This is a genomic window from Gemmatimonadota bacterium, from assembly GCA_026706345.1.
GTDB lineage: Bacteria > JAAXHH01 > JAAXHH01 > JAAXHH01 > JAAXHH01 > JAAXHH01.
Genome location: JAPOYX010000184.1, coordinates 49,470 through 69,552 on the forward strand (window position 1 = coordinate 49,470; position 20,083 = coordinate 69,552).

Here is a 20,083-nt window from a genome sequence, read left to right on the forward strand (position 1 = left end):
CATCTCGGTGTGAAAGGCATTACCGAACGGCAGGCGGGCTACAGCAGCGAATTCTTGATCTTATCGAGGTCTTCCTGCAGGTGCTCGTCGTTCAGCAGGAGCTTCTTGACCGTCTGGCAGGCGTGTATAACGGTCGTGTGGTCTCTCTTGCCGAAGATCGCCCCGATGTCCTTGAGCGACGCCCGGGTCATGTCCCGGCAAAGGAACATGGCGATCTGGCGGGCCGTCACCACGTGCTTTTTCCGGGTCTTCGCGGCGAGATCCTCGACGGACACGTCGTAGTGCCGGGCTACTGCTTTCTGAATATCCTCGATCCCCGCGGAACGTTGTTTTCTGCGGATCTTGTTGCTCAGCACGCGTTTCGCCACATCGATGGTGATGTCGCAGTGACTCAGCGAAGCGTACGCGAGCAGGCTGAGCACGGCTCCCTCCAGTTCCCGTATGTTCGATGCGACCCGGTCGGCAATATAGGCGATGACGTCCGGACTCAGCGACAGCCCGTCCTTGTCCGCTTTTTTCTGAAGAATGGCTTCCCTGGTTTCGTAGTCGGGCGGCTTCATGTCCGCGAGCAGCCCCCACTCGAACCGGGACACCAGGCGTTCTTCCAGGCCGGAAAGCTCCTTCGGGATCCGGTCGCTGGTAAGGACGATCTGCTTGCCCTTTTGCCGCAGCATGTCGAAGGTGTGGAAGAACTCCTCCTGGGTGCGGTCCTTGTGCCCCTTGCAAAAGAACTGGATGTCGTCCACGATGAGCAGGTCGACGTTTCGGTAGGTCTGCGCGAACTCCTTCGTCTTTTTTTCCTGTATGGACTCGATGAATTCGCTGTAGAAGATTTCAGACGTGACGTACCGGATGCGGTCGACGGTCCCGAGCCGTTTCGACTCGTGGGCGATCGCCTGCGCCAAGTGGGTCTTGCCCAGGCCGACGCCGCCGTAGATCACGAGAGGGTTGAAGGTCTGCTGGCCCGGGGATTTTACCACGGCCAGGGAGGCCGCGTGGGCGAAGTCGTTGCATTCCCCCACGACGAAGTTCTCGAAGGTGTAGTTGTCGTAGAGGTTGTCGGTTTCCTCTTCGTCCGCGGTCTGCCGTTCGCGGGCCGCCTGGGCCGGACCGGGCGGACCGTAGGAGGGCAGGTCGGTGAGCACGGGGACAATCTGCGTATTGCCTTCGAAAATATGATAGTCTATGGAGACCTGGCGGCCGAGCTGGGTCGTCACGACCTGGCTGATCTTGTCGTGAAACCCCTTCAGGATCCGCTCGCCGGAGAACGGATTCGGCACCTCTATGGTGAATTTATCCGGTGTTACGTCATGCCCCTTGGTCCGCTCGAACCAGGTCGCAAACGTCTGCGCCGGGATCATGCCCCTCAGTTCCGACAAACACACCGACCAGAGTTGTGCAGGATCTTCCTGCTTCATTGCGGATTACCTTGTCTGCCCAGGGGGCCGAAACATCGGGGGGCGGACCGGGAAAAGCCGGTCCGAAAGCATGCGCGTACACTCGCATGCAACATGCTAAATAATTGTAATTACAACATTTAAACGATAATTGGGTACGACAACAAATCCACGGAAGGCGGAAACGTTGCGGGTAGTATCTCCTCATTAGTATGTAGCGTGGGCAGCGCACTGTCAAGAGTTATATCGAAAAGATTTGCACCACTGGAATGAACTAAAACCACTTGACAAAATCAGCCTCTCCAGGTAATATAGAGGGCTGTTTTTTTTAAGGTGAAAAGCGTGAAAAGCCGGGAGTAACTGATGAAGCGGACCTTTCAGCCGAGCAACCTGAAGCGGCACCGCAGGCACGGGTTTCGTCGAAGGATGAGCACCAAGGCGGGGCGGTTGATCCTGAACCGCCGCCGCGCCAAGGGAAGGACCCGCGTTGCCGTTTAGGCGCCGCCGGATCGCCGCAGGACCGATGCACCATGGCCGCCGGTTCCCGATGTTTTCCCCACGACGAACGCATGAGACACCGGTGGGAGTTCGAGCGGGTGAGGAAAAGCGGATTGACCGTCAGGGGACGGTCCATGATCCTGTCCCTGGCTTCCTCTCCGGACCGGCTCGAGCGCCGGGTCGGTTTCATTGCGACCAGGCGCTACGGCGGCGCGGTCGAGCGCAACCTGGTTCGCCGGAGAATGCGGGAGATCTACCGGCTTAACAGGAACCGCCTGAAGCGCGGCGTGCACCTGGTGCTCATCGCCCGCAGTCCCAGGCAGGAAGCTACGTACCGCCAGATGAATGAAGAGTTTCTTTCCCTCTACCATACCGCGGTGACACGTTTATGTGGAAAAGGCTGACCGCAGCGGTCGCAACCACGCTCGCATGGGTCGTCCGCGGCTACCAACTGGCAGTATCCCCGTTCCTTCCGCCAAGCTGCAGGTTTACCCCCACCTGTTCGAATTACACCATTGAAGCGCTGGAACGACGAGGTCCGTTCGCCGGATCCTACCTGGCCGTGCGGCGGCTGTTGCGCTGTCATCCCTTTCACCCGGGCGGATACGACCCGGTGGAACGACCGGACCGCTTGGCCGGCCCGGTTAGCCCGGGCGGTCCAGGCGGATCAGGCGGATCACACGAATAGCCGCATGCCACGGCTTACAACCCTGGAATCACGTCAACTATGGAAAAGCGGGTACTCGGCGCCTTCGGCCTCATCATCCTGACCTGGATCGGATACTACTACATTATATATCCCATGTACGCGCCTCCGCGTCCGCCCCCCGTCGACCGGACGTTCACGCCGGAACAGGAGAGAGACTTCCCGCCGGTAGATGATCCCGCGGGGACCTACTCGACAGGCGATGCCGCCGAACCGGCCTACGATGCCCCGGCGGACGAGTTCGAGCCCGCGCCGGCACGGACTCCGGCCGCCCGGACCGAAAGCGGCCCCCGAAGGGAATTGGCCGCGGACAGCTGGGATCGCTCCGAGCGCGTACTGTTCCTCCCCCCGGTCGAAGGCGCTCCGGAACCACGTGAAATCGTCGTTGAAAACCAGAACTTCCGTGGTGTGATCAGCACGCTGGGCGGCGTCATAACCAGTTGGAAAATCAAAGGTTATCGGGGTATCGGCGGAGAAGACGTAGAGCTCGTCCCTCCCGACCGCGAATCCGGTCCCGACATCATTCTCACGACGGAGCGGGGACCCCGCAGCACCCGGGCCCTGCGGTTCGCGGCGGACCGCGACGCGGTCGTGCTCGGTCCCGGACAGGCCACGGGATCGGTAACACTCACGGCCGATACGCCCGGGGGTCTGACCATCACCAAGGTATTCGCAATCAACCGGGACGACTACGCCGTAGACCTCCAGGTGAGGATATACGGCGGCGAGAACCTGGCGTTGGGCAGCAAGTATTATCTCCGCTGGGGCGGCGGGATCAACGTGACGGAGAAGGACTGGGACCAGGACCTGTACGCCTTCCGGGGATTCGCCTCGCTCAACGACACCGTGATCGATGAAGATCTCGGCGGGGAGCTGGAAGACCCCAGGCCCGAGACCACGGGGGAAACCCACTGGGTCGGGGTCCGCAGCAAGTATTTCTTCACCGCCATGGTGCCCGTGGACAGGAAGGCCAGGGGCTACCGGCTGAACGGCCGGCCCTTCCAGCGGCCCCAGTATGACGACCGCCAGATCGCCGCGGAACTGTCCATGGGACTCGCCTCCCCGCTCACGGACAATTTCCTCCTCTACCTGGGACCGGTCCACTACGATACGCTGGAGCAATACGGATACGGCCTCGAGGGCGCTGTCGATCTCGGGTGGACGATCATTCAGCCGATCAGCAGGATCACGCTCATTTCGCTGGTCTGGCTGCACCAGTTCATCTCCAATTACGGCATCGTCATCATCGTGCTGTCCATCATTGTGAAGATCCTGCTCTTTCCCCTGACCCACAAGAGCATGAAGGCCACGCAGGGCATGGCCGCACTCCAGCCGAAAATGGAATCGCTCAAGGAAAAGTACAAGAACGATTCGACCAAACTGAACCAGGAGATGATGAAGCTGTACCGGGAAGCGGGGGTAAACCCCCTGGGCGGGTGTCTGCCCCTGCTGCTGCAGATGCCGATACTCATCGCGCTTTATACCATCTTCAGCAGTACGATAGAACTGCGGGACGCGCCATTCGTCGGATGGATCCAGGACCTGTCCCTCAGGGACCCGTACTACGTGCTGCCCATCCTCATGGCGGCCACGATGCTGCTCCAGTCCAAGATGACGATGAAGGATCCCCGGCAGGCCATGTTCGTCTACATCATGCCCGCCGTGCTGTTCTTCATCATGATGAACCTGCCATCCGGTCTCATATTGTACTGGACCATGATCAACGTGCTGACCATCGCGCAGCAGGCGATACAGAACCGCTTTTTCCCGGTCCAACTCGCAAAGTGACGCAGTCCCGGGCGCAGCAGGGACCGCGCGCCTCGATAACCCCATGACCTCGCAGGCCCCGAACGATACCATTGCCGCGATCGGCACGCCGCCCGGCGAGGGCGGCCTGTGCGTGGTGCGCATGAGCGGCCCCGAGTCGTTCGCCATCGCCGACCGCGTTTTCAGCGGCGCCGACCGGCCTTCCGCGTGCCGGACGCATACCATACATCACGGCCACATCGTCGATCCTCGAAGCCGCGAACGGGTCGATGAAGTGCTCATGTCGCTCTTCAAGGCGCCGCGCACCTATACCCGGGAGGACCTGATCGAATTCAGCGGCCACGGGGGCATGGTGCCTGGCGCCATGATCCTGGATGTGCTGGTCCGGTCGGGCGCCCGGCCGGCGGAACCCGGCGAGTTCACGAAACGTGCGTTTCTCAACGGCAGGATCGACCTCTTGCAGGCCGAGGCGGTGGGAGAATTGATCAGGGCGCGGACCGACGCCTGTGCGCGTGCGGCGCTCAGGCAGTTGAGCGGAACTTGCTCGCAGCAGATAGACGAATTCAGGGTGAAACTTATTCAAGTCATTGCATATATTGAAGTTACGCTGGATTTTACCGAAGAGGGCATCCCGGATATGGAGCCCGGGACCTTCCTGGATCAACTGCGCCCCGTCCAGGAAGCGCTGGACCGCCTGATCAAGTCTTCCCACGAGACGCGCGTACTGAGGGACGGCGTCCGAATCGCGTTGCTCGGAAAGCCCAACGTGGGAAAATCCAGTCTGCTCAACATGCTGACGTCCCTGGACCGGGCCATCGTGCATCCGGAGTCGGGGACGACGCGGGATACCATTGAGGAGAGCGTCGATATCCGGGGTGTGCCCGTCACTTTCGTGGATACGGCGGGAATCCGGTCGACGTCGGATTGGGTTGAACGGCAGGGCGTTGCACGGTCGCGGAAGGAATTGGACCAGGCGGACATACCGCTGGTGGTTTTCGACGCCTCCGGACCGCCGGACAACGATGACCGGAGTCTTGCGGACCTGTTGTCCCGGCGAGACTGCGTGTTTATATTGAACAAGTGCGACTTGGATACGTACGATCCGGATTCCTACGCCGGAATGACGGCCGGAGGCCGTTGCGTCAGGACATCGGCAAAAGCGGGCACGGGCCTGGACGACCTGGTGGAAGCGATGCTTGATATCGTACAATACGATCCCGCCCGATTCGAGTCGGGCCTCGTAGTGAATGCTCGCCAGGGGGATCTGCTGAACCAGGCTAAGGCGAGCCTGGATCGAGGTATCGGAGTCCTGGAAGAAGGGCTCGGCGCCGAGATGGCCGCCATCGATCTACGGGAATGCGTCCGTCACCTCGGCGTTCTTGTGGGAAAAGAAATCGGTGATGCGGTACTGGACCATGTCTTCTCCAGGTTCTGTATAGGCAAATGATGTTCCACGTGGAACAAGGACCATGCGGTGACCGGAACTGAACTGACGAAACCGGTGGAAGTCCTCGTGGTCGGCGGTGGCCACGCGGGATGCGAAGCCGCCCTGGCATCGGCGAGAATGGGGGTGACAACGGCGCTCGTTACCCTTGATGCGTCGAAAATCGGGCAGATGTCCTGCAACCCGTCCATCGGCGGCCTGGGAAAGGGCCAACTGGTGCGGGAGGTCGACGCGCTGGGCGGCGAAATGGGCAAGGCCGCGGATGCGACGGCCTTGCAGGTCAAGATGCTGAACACGCGCAAGGGTCCGGCCGTGCAGTCCTTGAGATCCCAGAATGACCGGGCGGCCTACCGGGAGTACATGCAGCGGGTCATCGGGGAGGCCGAAAACCTGAGAGTGGTGGAAGGAGAGGTGACGCACCTGGACATCGACGACCGTCGCGTGACGGCAGTCCGGACGAGCGACGGCAGGTCCATTTCATGCAGGGCCGTGGTCGTGGCTTCCGGAACTTTTCTGAACGGTGTCATGCATCGTGGAACGAGCAACGCGCCTGGAGGACGCCTGGGAGAAAAGGCGGCAACGGAGCTGTCGGACTCCCTGCGGGCCCTCGGTTTCAATATCGGCCGACTGAAGACCGGCACGCCACCTAGAATAGATGGCAACTCTATAGATTACAGTGATTTAGAAGTTATTCCCGGAGATGAGTTTCCCGAGCATTTCTCCCATGAGAGATTGTCGCCGGCCGATGAACAGCTCCCATGTTACCTGACATTCACAAGTGCCCTGACGCACGATATCATCCGGTCCGCGCTGGACCAGTCGCCGATGTACTCGGGCCGTATCACGGGACGCGGTCCCAGGTACTGTCCGTCCGTAGAAGACAAGATCGTTCGATTCCCCGACAGGAACAGCCACCAGATCATCCTGGAGCCCGAAGGATGGAATACCGACGAGGTGTATGTAAACGGATTCTCGACCAGCCTGCCGGAACCCGTGCAGGACAGGGCGCTGCGTACGATCAAGGGCCTCGAGAACGCCGTCATTCTCCAATTCGGATACGCCGTGGAATACGATTTCATCCCCCCGGAGAATCTGACCCGGAGCCTTGAGACCCGGCAGGTCGGCGGGCTGTTCCTCGCGGGACAGATCAACGGCACGACGGGTTATGAGGAGGCGGCTGCGCAGGGCATTCTGGCCGGCATCAATGCCGCGCTGTCAGTAAGGAATCGGCCGGCGTTCACGCTCGACCGGGGTGAGGCCTATATCGGGGTGATGATAGACGATCTCATCACGAAGGGCGCGGATGAACCCTACCGGATGTTCACGTCACGGGCTGAATACCGGCTGCTGCTGAGGCACGATAACGCGGATATGCGCCTGTCGGACCGCGCTTTCGAAAACGGTGTGATTTCCAGGGAACGGCACGACGCCACGGTCGCAAGGCGGCGGCTGGTGGAAGAAGAAATGAATCGGCTAAAGGGGATGTACGTGGCGCCCGGACAGGTGAATCCATTGCTCAAAACCAGGTCTTCCGCACCAGTTTCGGAACCGGTGTCTCTGCATAAGTTACTGTCCCGTCCGGAGATACAGTATTCCGACATATCCACCGTCGATCCGGAACCGATGGCCCATGAGCCCTCTGTCATCGGTCAGATCCAGACTGCCGTAAAGTACGCGGGATACCTCGAACGCCAGCAGAGGGAAATCGACCGAATGCGGTCGTGGGAAACACGTGTTATCCCCCTGGGCTTTAATTACACTTCCATTGCCGCGCTGTCCCATGAAGCCCGCGAGAAGCTGACCGCCATCAGGCCGGAAACCATGGGGCAGGCATCCCGGATCCCCGGCGTAACGCCGGCGGACCTGTCCATCCTCGCAGTGCACCTCGAACGAATCAATGCAACTGACCGCAGTGAAAACCAGGTGTTCCACGTGGAACATCCCGAAGCATAAATGGATTCATTTGCGCAGTTCCTGCAGGATGTCGGGGACACCGGCCATCAGCTGGATGCCCATAAAATCGGGGCATTTGGCCGATACCGAGACGAGATCCGGCGCGTAAACACGGTGTTCGGGCTCATATCCAGAAACGACATGGACCGCATTCCATCGCGGCACTTTCTGGATTCGCTGATGCCCGTCCTGAAAGGCATCCTTCCAACTGACGGGACGATTCTGGACATTGGAAGCGGGGGTGGTTTTCCCGGCATTCCTCTGGCCATATTACTGCCCGATACAGACTTCGTGTTGGTTGAATCAAACCGCAGGAAAAGCACATTTCTTCGTAAGATGAGGCGCGTTCTTGTGCTGAACAATGTAACGGTGGAGCATACCCGCGCTGAATCGCTGCTTGAACCGGAGAAGCTGTACGATGGCGCCGTGGCCAGGGCGGTGGCTTCAATCGGTCAGTTGGTCACCTGGTGCGGACCTGTTTTGAAGCCGGAGGGGAAATTAATCTGTTACAAGGGTCCGATGCCCGAAGAAGAAACCAAGTCGGCCAGAGCAGCCATGGCAGCACAGGGGATGGTCGTGGACGGCATACACCGGTACGATGCAGATGCCCCAAGATCACCTACACTGGTCGTGCTGAGAAAACACTCACTATCAGGATCGGGTCCGGCGGGTTGTGCGCCACATGAAGAGAAACAAGCGTCAAATCGACCAGAAAACCACCGATGAATCAGCCTACCCTCTCTCCGTTCGTCCCGTATAGCCGCAAGGCATGTTTACATAAAAATATACAGTTTTCCAGCGCAACACGTAAAACCGTATAAGGTATTGATATATCAGTAGTTACGGAAAGTAGACAACCCGCTGTATCCACCGAGCAACATCACTTCGATTTCCTGCCCCGCCTTCATGAATTCCTGGTCTTCATGACTGACAGCCAGGCCGTCGGCAATGGACATGGATCTCAGTATGCCGGAGCCCTGCGCTCCGGTACGCGAGGCGAAGAAAGTATCGCCGCGCCGATCGAGGGTCACGCGAATGAACTGTTTTCGTCCAAGGGACTTCGTGATGTCCTCCGACAGCACGGCCTTGATCGTGGGGCGGTAGAGGTGAGTGTATCCCTGCATCTTGAGCAGAGCGGGCCGCATGAAGAGCTCGAAGGTCACCATGGAGGCCACCGGGTTTCCGGGCAGGCCGAATACGATGGTGTCGTCGATGGCGCCGAAAGCAAGGGGCCGCCCCGGTGTCATGGAAACCTTCCAGAAAGCCATGGACGTACCGACGGCTTCCAGGGCGGCCTTGACGTAGTCGTACTCTCCCACCGAAACGCCGCCTGATGTGATGATCGCGTCTGCCACGAGCCCGTCGCGCAGGGCCTGCTCGAGCGCTTCCTGCGTATCGGGACAGATGCCCAGCCGCAGGGGTATGCCGCCGACATCCGCCACCAGGGCCGTAAGGGCGTATCCGTTGCTGTCCACGATTTTGCCGTCTTCGAGGGGCTCGTCCACGTCCACTATTTCGTCGCCGGTGGACAGTATGGCGACCCGCGGCCGGCGGTATACGGATACGTGGGAGCGATTGGTCGAGGCCAGCAGACCGACCTCCGCCGGCCGGATCAGTGTGCCGGCCGGTATAATGAGATCGCCGTCGCGGATGTCTTCCCCGACCCTGCGGAGATCGGTTCCGGGTTCCACGGGCTTGAGTATGCGAACGCGGCGCTCATCCACCCGCAGCGTGCGCTCGGCGCGGACGATGGTATCCGCGCCTTCGGGCACGGGCGCGCCCGTCATGATGTGTATCGCCTGTCCTGGGCCGACGGAGCGTTTCGCCACGTATCCGGCGGGCAGGTCTTCGACGATCTCCAGTTCCGCCGGGGAATCCGGTGACGAAGGTACCGTGTCCGCAGCCCGCACCGCATAGCCGTCCATGGCTGAATTGTCCCAGGGCGGCTGGTTCCTTGTGGCGTGGACGGCTTCCGCCAGCACTCGGCCCCGGGCCGACACGATGTCGACCCTTTCCACACCGACCGTCCGGATCCGGTTCAGTATGGCGTCACGGGCTTCGATTACGGAGATCATGGCGGTCTCCTTACGGCACGGCCTGGCCGACGGCGCCCATCAGCAGCACCGAAACCTCGGTTCCACACGCGACGGACGTTACCCCTGTTTCCACGATGACGAGCCCGTTCGTTCCGGTCATGGAGCTGAGCATGCCCGATCCCTGGCCCGCGACGGTCGAGACGTGAAACCGGCCGCCGGTACGGGTGATCCTGGCGCGGAGATAGTGCCGCCGGTCGCCCCCGGCCGTGAGATCGTTCTCGAGTAGCGCCGGGACCGCGGGCAAATGCCAGTCCTGCGGACCATAGCCCATCATCTTGCGCATGGCGGGCCGCGCGAAGAGGAGGAAAGAAACCATGCATGACACGGGATTGCCGGGCAGGCCGAAGAAGGGCTTCCCCTGCAGGAGCCCGTAGGCGAGGGGCTTGCCCGGCTTCATCTTCACCCGCCAGAATCGCATGTCCGCGCCGAGGTCTTCCAGCACTTTTTTCACGTAGTCGTAGTCGCCTACGGAAACGCCCCCGGTGGAAAGGACTACATCCGCGCTCAACGCCGACCGTATGGCCTTTGCGATCTCTGACTCGCTGTCCCTGGCGAGACCCAGGTTGACCGGCCGGCAGTTGCATTCCCGCACGAGTGCCGCCAGGGAATAGCTGTTGCTGTTGACGATCTTGCCCGGAACGAGCCTTTCGTCGATCTCGACCACCTCGTCGCCCGTGGAAAGGATGGCCACGGCGGGGCGCCGCCTAACCGCGACTTGGGATCTTTGAAAGGCCGCCAGGAGGCCGATCTCGCCGGGACCGATTTCAGCGCCGCCGAACAGCACGCGGCGGCCCTGCCTTACGTCCTCGCCCCGATAGCGTACGTTCTGGCCCGGTTCGACCGCCTTGAGGACCTCTACCGCTTCTTTCAGTTGCCTGGTGTTCTCCACCATGACGACGGCGTCCGCGCCTTCAGGGAGGAAGGCGCCGGTCATGATGCGCGAAGCTTTGCCGGGCCCCACCTTCCTGGAAGGGACGGTCCCCGCCGGAATGTCTTCGAGGACCCCGAGGCGGCAGGGGGCGTCCGCGGATGCCCCTGCGGTGTCCGCGGCCCTTACGGCATAGCCGTCGACGGATGAATTGTCATGGGGCGGCACGTCGTATTTCGGCGCCACGTCCTCGGCGAGCACGCGGCCCTGGCTTTCGGACAGCGGTACGCGCTCGATCCCCGAGACGGAGACCGAATCCAGCACGATCTCCTGGGCCTCCTCCACCGTGAGCATACGGTCCGCGTTCATGCGTCCATCCCGGAAGTCCGTGGTCCAGCTTACCTGCCGGCGGCTTTCGCCATGAATGCCTCTATGGCATCGATCGACTTGGGCGTGGCTTCCGACAGCACCCGGTGTCCGTCTTCGGTCACCAGCACATCGTCTTCTATACGCACCCCGATGTTCCTGTACCGCTCGAAGGCGGGCCGTATCTTCTCGATCAGCGCCTGGTTCCGCGGGGTGTCGTCCAGGTTTTCCAGCGTGTCCTCCCGGATGTAGATGCCTGGTTCCACCGTGATCACCATGCCCGGCCTGAAGGGCATGTCCCTCCCTCCGACGTCGTGGACGTCCAGCCCGAGCCAGTGGCTCGTGCCGTGCATGTACCACATGCGGTACTGGTTTCCCGATGCGTTCGTAATCAGGCCCAGCCTCAGGAGTCCGTCCACGATCGCCTTCCGCGCTACCTCATGCACCCCGCGTATGGTCATGCCGGGCCGGACGGCGGCGATGGCCCGGGCCTGGACATCGAGGACGATCTCGTACACTTCCCGCTGGGCTTCCGTGAAGACCCCGCCGGTTGGGAACGTCCGGGTGACGTCGGCCGTGTAGTTTCCCACGGCCGCGCCGATATCGGCCAGGACGAGTTCGCCTTCTGCTATCTCCCGGTTGTTTTCCTCGTAGTGCAGCGTGGTGGCGTTGGGCCCCGAGGCTACGATGGACGGAAACCCCCAGTGCGCGCCGTGGCCGCGATAGGTAGACAGAATGATGCCGTCGAGTTCGGATTCGTTGAGCGGATCCGAAGTGTCGGCTGCCCTGCTCATGATGGCGCGCTGTGCCAGGCCGGTAATGTCGATGGCGCGTTGCAGCCGTCTCAGTTCCCAGGGCGATTTGACGACGCGCAGGTCCCGGAACAGGCGGGAAGCCAACCGTACCTGGACGGCGGGAAAACGGGCGGCCTGTGAGGCGAATTGGAGGGCACGGGGATACCGGGTCCCGAACCTGGACGCGGTGTCGGCCAGGAGCCAGACCGGCACGGGGGTTCCGCGCGCGATGGATTCGCCGATGGACCGGTAGTCCCCTTCGTCATCGGAAGGACGTCTTTCATAGGCGGACCCGCCGAGGACGGCCTCCACAAAGGCGTCGAATTCATCATTCGGCCATACATGCTCGATCCCGGTCATCCGCCGGGCTTCTTCCACACCGATCATGTGGCCGGTCCAGATCTCGCGGGCCGGATCGCGCCTTGGGAGAAAGAGGATCTCCTGCTGGCTCCGATTGCCGGGCAGCAGCACGAGCGTGGCGCCGGGCTGGCTGATGCCGGTCAGGTAGAAGAGGTTGCTTTCCTGGCGGTAGGGATAGTTCACGTCGTTGCTGAAGACCTTGGGCTCCGCCCCGAACAGGATCATGATTCCGCTTCCCATGCCTTCGAGGATCTGTGCCCGCCTTTCCGCCAGTTCCTCGACCGGCGCCGGCCCGGCGTCTTGCGCGATTGCCGTTGTCTCCGGCTGGGCGGCGGCCGGGAAAGCCGAGGTTACTCCATGGAGGGCCATGATCCACAGCGCGACGGAAAGGACCACGCCTGGCGCGGTGCCGGCCGGAAAGGAAACAGGTGTACTTCGTGGCTTCATAGGTCGTCGTCCTCGTCGTCCGTGGGATCGTCCGTGTTTCAAGTGGTGTATTCCGCGTTCACGGTTACATATTCGTGGGACATGTCGCAGGTCCAGACTGTCGCTGTGCCGTCTCCCAGCTTGAGGTCGATTTCGACGGGGATTTCACTGGCGGAAAGCGCTTCCCGCATGGCCGGTTCGTCGAGGGGAAGCCCCCGCCCGTCCCGGGTCAGTTGGTGGCCGCACAGGAACAGATCGATGGCGTCCGGGTCCGATTCGGCGTCCGCGTACCCGACGGCGCAGAGGATCCGGCCCCAGTTGGGATCGTGGCCGTAGATGGCCGTCTTCACGAGGGCTGAATTCGCCACGCTCATGCCGATCGTCCGGGCGTCCTCGTCCGACCGGGCGCCCCGCACACGGATCTCAACGAGTTTGGTCGCGCCTTCGCCGTCCCGGGCGATCTTCTTCGCCAGGTCGGTGCAGACGTGCTCCAGCGCTTCGGCGAACCGCTCGTAGGCGTCCCCGTCGGGCTGCGTGATCGCCGGGTTGCCCGCGGCGCCGTTGGCCAGGATGAACACGGTGTCGTTCGTGCTCATGTCCCCGTCGACGGTGATGCAGTTGAAGGAGTTGCCGACGGCCCGTCGCAGGGCCGCCTGCAGGGCCCCCGGCGCGATGGCGGCGTCCGTCGTGACCACGCCGATCATCGTGGCCATGTCCGGGCAGATCATGCCCGCGCCCTTGGCGATCCCGCCGACCACCGCGGCCGTACCGCCGAGATCGCACCGCACCGCGCAGGTCTTGGGCACCGTGTCGGTCGTCATGATCGACTCGGCGGCGTCCGGGTCCGGCCCTAGCGGCTGCCGGTCCAGCGCTTCACGGATGCCTTCGCGGATTACGTCCATGGGCAGTGGCCGGCCGATGACCCCGGTGGAAGCGACGAGGATCTCGCTCGCGGGCACGGACAGCCCTTCGGCCACCAGGGCGGCCATTTCCCGGGCGTCCGCCATGCCGGGTTCGCCATTGCAGGCGTTGGCGTTGCCGCTGTTGACCACGACGGCCCGCGCCATGCCCGTCTGCAGATGGGCCCTGGAGAGGATCACCGGTGCGGCCTGCACCCGATTCGTGGTGAACACCCCCGCCGCGGAGGCAGAACCGCCCGCGTCGATCACTACCAGGTCCTTGCGGCTACCCTTCGGACTGTTGATGCCGCAGCTCGCCGTGTTGACCAGGAACCCTTTCGGCGCCAGCACGCCCCCGTCTAACGTCTGCATGGTCAAACCCTCGCTTCTTTCAACGTCTCGTGCCACTCCTGCAGGCTCTTCACCGAGATCTCGCGGCCCTCGTTCTTGAGCGCCTGGATGGCCTTGACTGCGGACCAGGCCGCCGAGAGGGTGGTGATGCACGGGATGTTCGCCTCAATGGCCGCGCGGCGGATCATGTAGTCGTCGTCCCGCGCGCTTTTGCCCAGGGGCGTGTTGATGATCAACTGGATGTCGTTCCGCCGGATGTGGTCCACGATGTGCGGTTCGCCCTCCCAGACCTTGTTGACCCGTACCACCTCCAGTCCGGCATCTTCCAGGGTCTGGGCGGTACCGCTCGTCGCCATGATCGTGAAGCCCAGCCCATCGAGCTCCCGGGCGATGTCGACGACGTTCTCGTGGTCGAAGGCGTTGACGCTGACCAGGACGGTGCCGGACAGGGGAAGGGAGCCGCCCGCCGCGCTCTGTCCCTTGGCGAAGGCGATACCCGGTTCCTCGTAAATGCCCATGACTTCGCCGGTGGACTTCATCTCCGGTCCGAGCAGGCTGTCCGACCCGGCGAACTTCACGAAGGGCAGTACGACCTCCTTCACCGAGGCGTAGGGCGGGATGATCTCCGCGGTGAACCCGAGTTCGCGCAGCGTCTTCCCCACCATGACCCGCGCCGCGAGCTGGGCCAGCGGGACGCCGATGGCCTTGGACACGAAGGGTATCGTCCGCGAGGCGCGCGGGTTGACTTCCAGCACGTAGACGACGTCGTTCTTAATGGCGAACTGCGCGTTGATCAGGCCGACGACGTTGAGGCTCCGTGCCAGGGCATGGATGTAGTTCCTCATCGTTTCGATGTGCATCGGCTTGACCATGTAGGGCGGCAGTACGCAGGCGCTGTCCCCGGAATGGATGCCCGCTTCTTCGATGTGTTCCATCATCCCGCCCACGACGACGTCCGTGCCGTCGGAGATGGCGTCCACATCGTATTCGAAGGCGTCCTCCAGGAACTTGTCGATGAGGATGGGGTGCTCGGGGGACACGTGGACGGCGGTGCGCATGTAGGCTTTCAGTGAGTCGTCGTCGTAAACCAGGGCCATGTTGCGGCCGCCGAGGACGTAGGAAGGCCGCACCAGCACGGGGTATCCGATCTCGCTCGCCACCTCCAGGGCCTCTTCGAAGGAGAAGACCGTCCCGTGGGGCGGATGGGGGATGCCCAGCGCCTTCGTCAGGGCGCCGAACCGCTTGCGGTCCTCGGCCAGGTCGATGCTGTCCGGCGACGTGCCGATGACGGGTACGCCCGCGCGTTCGAGCGGCAGGGCCAGCTTGAGGGGCGTCTGGCCGCCGAATTGGACGATCACGCCATCCGGTTTTTCCGTCTCGATGATGTTCATCACGTCTTCGAAGGTGAGGGGCTCGAAGAACAGCCGGTCCGAGATGTCGTAATCGGTGCTTACGGTCTCCGGGTTGCTGTTGACCATAATGGTTTCGTACCCGTCCTCCTTCAGGGCCATGACCGCCTGCACGCAGCAGTAGTCGAACTCGATCCCTTGGCCGATGCGGTTCGGTCCACCGCCCAGGATCATGATGGTCTTCCGCGTCTTGGGCCGGGTCTCGTTCTCGGTCTCGTAGGTCGAATAGTAGTAGGGCGTCATGGCCTCGAACTCGGCGGCGCAGGTATCCACGGTCTTGAACACGGCGTCCACGTTCGCTTCGATGCGCCGGTTGCGCACCGACCGTTCGTCGCTGCCGGTCAGGTGGGCGATCTGCACGTCGGAGAAACCGGCCTGCTTGGCCTTGTGCAGCAGGTTCCGGGGCATGGACCCGTTCCGGTGCGCGCCGATTTCGTCCTCGAGTTCGACGATGTCCCGCAGGTTGTGGAGAAACCAGGGATCGACCCCCGTCAACGCGTAGATCTCCTCGATGGGCATGCCGAGCTGGAGGGCGGTCTTGATCTGGAAGATGCGCTCCGCCGTGGGCCGGGGCATCTGTTGCCTGAGATCGTTCAGCGCGCTGTCCAGCTGCTCCGGGGTCAGCGACGCGGCGTCGACCGCCTCCTTGCCGTCGCCGCCGAGGCCGTGACGGTCGATTTCCAGGCCCCGTAATCCTTTCTGGACCGCTTCCTTGAACGTCCTGCCGATGGCCATGGTCTCGCCCACCGACTTCATCTGCGTGCCGAGCTGCGTATCGGCGTTGGGGAATTTTTCGAAGGCCCACCGCGGGATCTTCACCACCACGTAGTCGATGGTGGGCTCGAAGGAAGCAGGCGTTTCGCGGGTAATGTCGTTGGGTATTTCGTCCAGCGTGTATCCGACGGCCAGTTTCGCGGCGATCTTCGCGATGGGGAAGCCGGTGGCCTTGGAAGCCAGGGCGGAACTGCGCGACACGCGGGGGTTCATCTCGATGGCCAGGATGCGGCCGTTTTCCGGGCTGACGGCGAACTGGATGTTGGATCCGCCCGTCTCCACGCCGATTTCCCGGATCACCTTGATCGAGGCGTCCCGGAGCGCCTGGTACTCCTTGTCCGTGAGAGTCTGGGCAGGCGCGACCGTGATGCTGTCGCCGGTGTGCACGCCCATGGGATCGAAGTTTTCGATGGAGCAGATGATCACCACGTTGTCGGCCAGGTCCCGCATCACCTCGAGCTCGAACTCCTTCCAGCCGATGACCGACTCCTCGATCAGCACCTCGGTGATGGGACTCGTGTACAGGCCCCATTCGACGGCTTCCGCGTATTCCGATTCGCTGCGGGCGATGCTTCCGCCCGCGCCGCCCAGGGTGAAGGCCGGGCGGATGATGGCGGGGAACCCCGTATCCCGTACCAGTTCCCAGGCCTCTTCGACGGTCCGCGCGAAGCCTCCCCGCGGCACCTCCAGGCCGATGCGTTCCATGGCTTTCTGAAACAGCTCCCGGTCCTCCGCCATCTTGATGGCTTCGAGCTTGGCGCCGATGAGTTCGACTCCGTAGCGATCCAGCGTGCCCGACTCGGCGAGTTCGACGGCGACGTTCAGGGCGGTCTGCCCACCGAGCGTGGGCAGCAGCACGTCGGGGCTTTCGCGCCGTATGATCTTCTCCACGTATTCCGCGGTAATGGGTTCGACGTAGGTACGGTCCGCCATGTCCGGGTCCGTCATGATCGTGGCCGGATTGCTGTTGATCAGCACGACCCGGTAACCCTCTTCCCGGAGCGCCCTGCAGGCCTGGGTGCCGGAATAGTCGAACTCGCAGGCCTGTCCGATTACGATCGGTCCGGACCCGATGATCAGAATGGATTCAATGTCGGTGCGTTTCGGCAAGATGATCCTCGCGGGGGGACCGCGTCGCGCCCCGGTTATTCCATCCAGGGTATTCCATATTGAAGCGGTTTAAGCAAATCGTTTGAATATATACGCGGGGAGCCCGTCCTGCAACGTTAAAACCGGGCGGGAGCGCGCGCGGCGGGCGCAGGTGGGGAATCTCATTCCAGCGACTGGAGAAGCACCTCTTGGGCAGCTTCGAAGCCGGGCGCGATTTCCAGGGCCTTCAGCGCGGCCTTCCTGGCGTCATCCTTTCGTCCCGCCGCCAGGTACGCGCGGGCCAGGTCGTACTGCGCCTGGACCCGGTCGGTGGTTTCTACCGCCAGCGCGGCCTCGTACTCCGGCACGGCGAGGTTCGCCCTTCCATCCCGTTCGTACGCGCCGCCGCGCATCTTGCGGACCTCTCCGTCGAAGGGATCGATCATGACGGCGCGTTCCAGGATGCGGAGCGCGTCCCCGCGCCGCCCCTCCCGAGCGTAGAGCCCGGCCAGCGTCTTGCAGGACGCGATGTCGTCCTCGTCGATGGCGGTAAGCGCCTCGAGGACCTTCATCGCCGCTTCCGTGTTTTCCTGCGCGAGGTAAATGGCCGCCAGCAATTCATGGGGATTGCCGGGATGGGTGTAATGCCCGTAGAGGGACCTGGCGCGTTCAAGCGGCGCGATGGCTTCTTCGTATCGTTTCTGCGCGTGCAACGCCTGGCCCAGCATCAGGTGGGCGTAGAAGCTCTCCGGGTTGCCGGCGGCCATCGCGTCCAGTTCAGCCACGGTCAACTTCTCGTCCCGCGGCGGCTTGAACCGCAGGACGCGCCGGAGCCCGGCGATTCGCCTTTCGGCATATTCCGCGAATGCCCGGTCGAAGTCGCCCATGGACAGGCCCAGTGCCTCGCGAATGACTTCAGGGGTGGTCCGATCCCCGTTGTACAGATCCAGCATGCGCCGGACCGCCTCGAATCCGTGGGCGTCCACGATGTATTCGACGACGATGGAGGCCTGGTAGTAGGACAGGACGACCTGGCCCGGTGATTTCGGCCGGGTGAAACCCCGGTTCAACTCGCTGACGGCCAGCAATTCGCCCTGGACCGCCGCCTCCGCGAATTCCGCCCTCAGATCCATGTCCCATTCCGGGCGGGCCAGGCGCGTCTCGTAGACGGCGATGCCTTCCGCCAGCCAGCGGGGGATGCGGTTCCGCGTCTGCTGAAGGTGGATGACGTGGACGTATTCGTGCCAGAGCGTCTGCCCCCAGTTGAACGTCCCCTTCGGTCGGGCCTGGGGTGAATTGGCCACCACCACCTCTCCGAAACAGACCCCGAGGAGGCCACCGGTTCCCGGAACGCCGGCGATACGCACCATGAAGTCGTCATTGTCGGGCAGGATCTCGACGAGCACCGGCTCGTCCGGTACGAAACCGTATCGCGGCGCGATCGTCCGGTGGGCTTCTTCCAGCAGATCCAGGGCCATTTGTCCGTAAACGGCGTCCTCGTCCCGGTGCAGCTTCAGCGTGAACCGATCGCTCTCCCGGGTCTCGAAATCTTCAAAGGAATCGAGCAGTTCCAGCGTATTGTAGGTCCGGGTGTTGAAGGGGTCTTTGTCGAAGGCCCGTTCCAACATCCGCCGCCCCTCCTCCACCTCGCCGACGCGGGTCAGATTGATCCCCAGTCCGGCATAGGCCGACCAGAGGGCAGGGTCGGTTTCGATTGCCCGTCGGCCCATCTCCACGGACTCCCGGAACCGGTAGCGCCGCGCGAGCAGGTCGGCGATGACCTCGTAGAGCCGGCCGTAGGAGGGATTGATGTCGAGGACGCGCTTCCGGGCGGCTTCGTACTCGGCCCGTCGGCCCTGCGCGTGGTGGGCGGCGGCCAGGAGGGCGTGGGTCCCGGGCGCTTGCGGGTTGATCTCGAGGGCCCCGGACAACTCGTCGATCGCATCATCATAGGCTTCGTCCGTCAGGTGGAGACCCGCCAGGAAATGGCGCCCCGCCGTCAATCCGGGGTTGATTGCGAGTGCCTTCCGCGCCGCGGCCTCCGCCTGCCCCGGTTGCTTGTCCGCCACCGCTTCCGCCAGGCCGATCAGCGCCGGCGGGTAGTCGGGGTCGATCTTCAGCGCGTCTTCGAAGATGGCAACCGCCTCCGTGCGGTTGTGCTTTTCGAGGAAGAGGCGCCCCCACGCCACGTAGGCGTCAATGTACTCGGGGTCGATCCGGGTCGCCGCGGCCAGGAAAATGTTGGCCTCGTGAAACAACTCCAGGTACTTCGTGGCGAGTCCCGCGGCCATCAGGTCCGGTGCGTTCGGCGGACCATCCGTTCTGCTGTCTGCGAGGACTCCGCGGCAAAGTTCGAGGCCTTCCGTGGTCCTGCCCGTCGTGAAATACATTTCCGCGAGCCGCACGGTAGCCAGGGGCGGCCTGCCCTGTCGAAACCGGGCGGCGTCCAGCAAAGTCTCCGCCTCCCCGTATCGTCCCTGAAGGAGGTACAGTCTGGCCAGCAGTCCCCGGCCCGTTTCGAAGCCAGTCGTCGATTCTGTACGTCGCGCCTCGTCACGCAGGAGATCGACGGCCTGATCGTACTGGCCGACTGCGGCATAGAGCCTGCCCAGCGCCAGGATCCGCTCTTTTTGAAGCATCTCCGCTTCGTTATCGGCAGGGGCCGGGAACAGGCGGGTTTTCTGCCTGGCGATTTCCCGTTGAAGCTCGTCGATCCGGTCCAGGTAGCGCTGGCGCGCCGCGCGTCCTTCTTCCCAGGCTCTTTCTATCGCGTCGTCATCCTGGGCCTGCGCATCGGCGCGGATTCCCGCTATGGTGAGCAGGGATACGAGGAGGAGTAAACGGGCGGCTCGGATCATGGCATACCGGGTATAATTTCGCGGATAA

General features: G+C 62.7%; 14 protein-coding genes. 7 read left to right on the forward strand and 7 right to left on the reverse strand.

The annotated features are described in order from the left end of the window. Positions 1–38 precede the first annotated feature (38 nt). Positions 39–1,418 carry a chromosomal replication initiator protein DnaA gene (dnaA, locus tag OXG98_12820; GenBank protein ID MCY3772886.1) on the reverse strand — a complete coding sequence of 460 codons (1,380 nt, stop codon included), beginning with the start codon at positions 1,416–1,418 and terminating at the stop codon, positions 39–41. A gap of 342 nt (positions 1,419–1,760) precedes the next feature. On the opposite strand from dnaA, the gene rpmH reads away from it, so the two are divergent. From rpmH to rsmG, 7 genes are read left to right on the forward strand one after another with little or no spacing between them, the layout of a single operon-like run. After that, a complete protein-coding gene (gene rpmH / locus OXG98_12825) occupies positions 1,761–1,895 on the forward strand; it encodes a 50S ribosomal protein L34 (protein ID MCY3772887.1) in 135 nt (44 codons plus the stop codon). A gap of 32 nt (positions 1,896–1,927) precedes the next feature. Further along, on the forward strand, positions 1,928–2,299 hold the full coding sequence (rnpA, locus tag OXG98_12830; GenBank protein MCY3772888.1) for a ribonuclease P protein component: 372 nt from the start codon (positions 1,928–1,930) through the stop codon (positions 2,297–2,299). Further along, on the forward strand, positions 2,284–2,583 hold the full coding sequence (gene yidD, locus OXG98_12835) for a membrane protein insertion efficiency factor YidD (protein ID MCY3772889.1): 300 nt from the start codon (positions 2,284–2,286) through the stop codon (positions 2,581–2,583). The genes rnpA and yidD overlap by 16 nt, the downstream gene beginning before the upstream one ends. A gap of 39 nt (positions 2,584–2,622) precedes the next feature. Next, positions 2,623–4,389 carry a membrane protein insertase YidC gene (gene yidC, locus OXG98_12840; protein MCY3772890.1) on the forward strand — a complete coding sequence of 589 codons (1,767 nt, stop codon included), beginning with the start codon at positions 2,623–2,625 and terminating at the stop codon, positions 4,387–4,389. Positions 4,390–4,432: 43 nt separating this feature from the next. Beyond that, the gene (mnmE, locus tag OXG98_12845) at positions 4,433–5,815 is read left to right on the forward strand and encodes a tRNA uridine-5-carboxymethylaminomethyl(34) synthesis GTPase MnmE (protein ID MCY3772891.1); all 1,383 of its coding nucleotides are present in this window, start codon (positions 4,433–4,435) and stop codon (positions 5,813–5,815) included. A 27-nt stretch (positions 5,816–5,842) separates the two neighbouring features. Beyond that, complete coding sequence (mnmG, locus tag OXG98_12850; protein MCY3772892.1) at positions 5,843–7,765, forward strand: tRNA uridine-5-carboxymethylaminomethyl(34) synthesis enzyme MnmG; 1,923 nt, start codon at positions 5,843–5,845, stop codon at positions 7,763–7,765. Beyond that, on the forward strand, positions 7,766–8,491 hold the full coding sequence (rsmG, locus tag OXG98_12855; protein ID MCY3772893.1) for a 16S rRNA (guanine(527)-N(7))-methyltransferase RsmG: 726 nt from the start codon (positions 7,766–7,768) through the stop codon (positions 8,489–8,491). A 107-nt stretch (positions 8,492–8,598) separates the two neighbouring features. On the opposite strand, the gene OXG98_12860 is transcribed toward rsmG, so the two are convergent. The 6 genes from OXG98_12860 to OXG98_12885 all read right to left on the reverse strand — a co-directional run bounded on the left by OXG98_12860 (position 8,599) and on the right by OXG98_12885 (position 20,055). Next, positions 8,599–9,840, reverse strand: a complete 1,242-nt coding sequence (locus OXG98_12860) for a molybdopterin molybdotransferase MoeA (GenBank protein ID MCY3772894.1) — start codon at positions 9,838–9,840, stop codon at positions 8,599–8,601. A gap of 10 nt (positions 9,841–9,850) precedes the next feature. Then, on the reverse strand, positions 9,851–11,098 hold the full coding sequence (locus tag OXG98_12865; protein MCY3772895.1) for a molybdopterin molybdotransferase MoeA: 1,248 nt from the start codon (positions 11,096–11,098) through the stop codon (positions 9,851–9,853). Positions 11,099–11,127: 29 nt separating this feature from the next. After that, positions 11,128–12,696 carry an aminopeptidase P N-terminal domain-containing protein gene (locus OXG98_12870; protein ID MCY3772896.1) on the reverse strand — a complete coding sequence of 523 codons (1,569 nt, stop codon included), beginning with the start codon at positions 12,694–12,696 and terminating at the stop codon, positions 11,128–11,130. Between the two features lie 38 nt (positions 12,697–12,734). Next, complete coding sequence (gene argJ / locus OXG98_12875) at positions 12,735–13,946, reverse strand: bifunctional glutamate N-acetyltransferase/amino-acid acetyltransferase ArgJ (protein ID MCY3772897.1); 1,212 nt, start codon at positions 13,944–13,946, stop codon at positions 12,735–12,737. 2 nt (positions 13,947–13,948) lie between these two features. Beyond that, a complete protein-coding gene (carB, locus tag OXG98_12880; protein ID MCY3772898.1) occupies positions 13,949–17,218 on the reverse strand; it encodes a carbamoyl-phosphate synthase large subunit in 3,270 nt (1,089 codons plus the stop codon). Between the two features lie 161 nt (positions 17,219–17,379). Then, complete coding sequence (locus OXG98_12885) at positions 17,380–20,055, reverse strand: tetratricopeptide repeat protein (GenBank protein ID MCY3772899.1); 2,676 nt, start codon at positions 20,053–20,055, stop codon at positions 17,380–17,382. Positions 20,056–20,083: the final 28 nt, after the last annotated feature.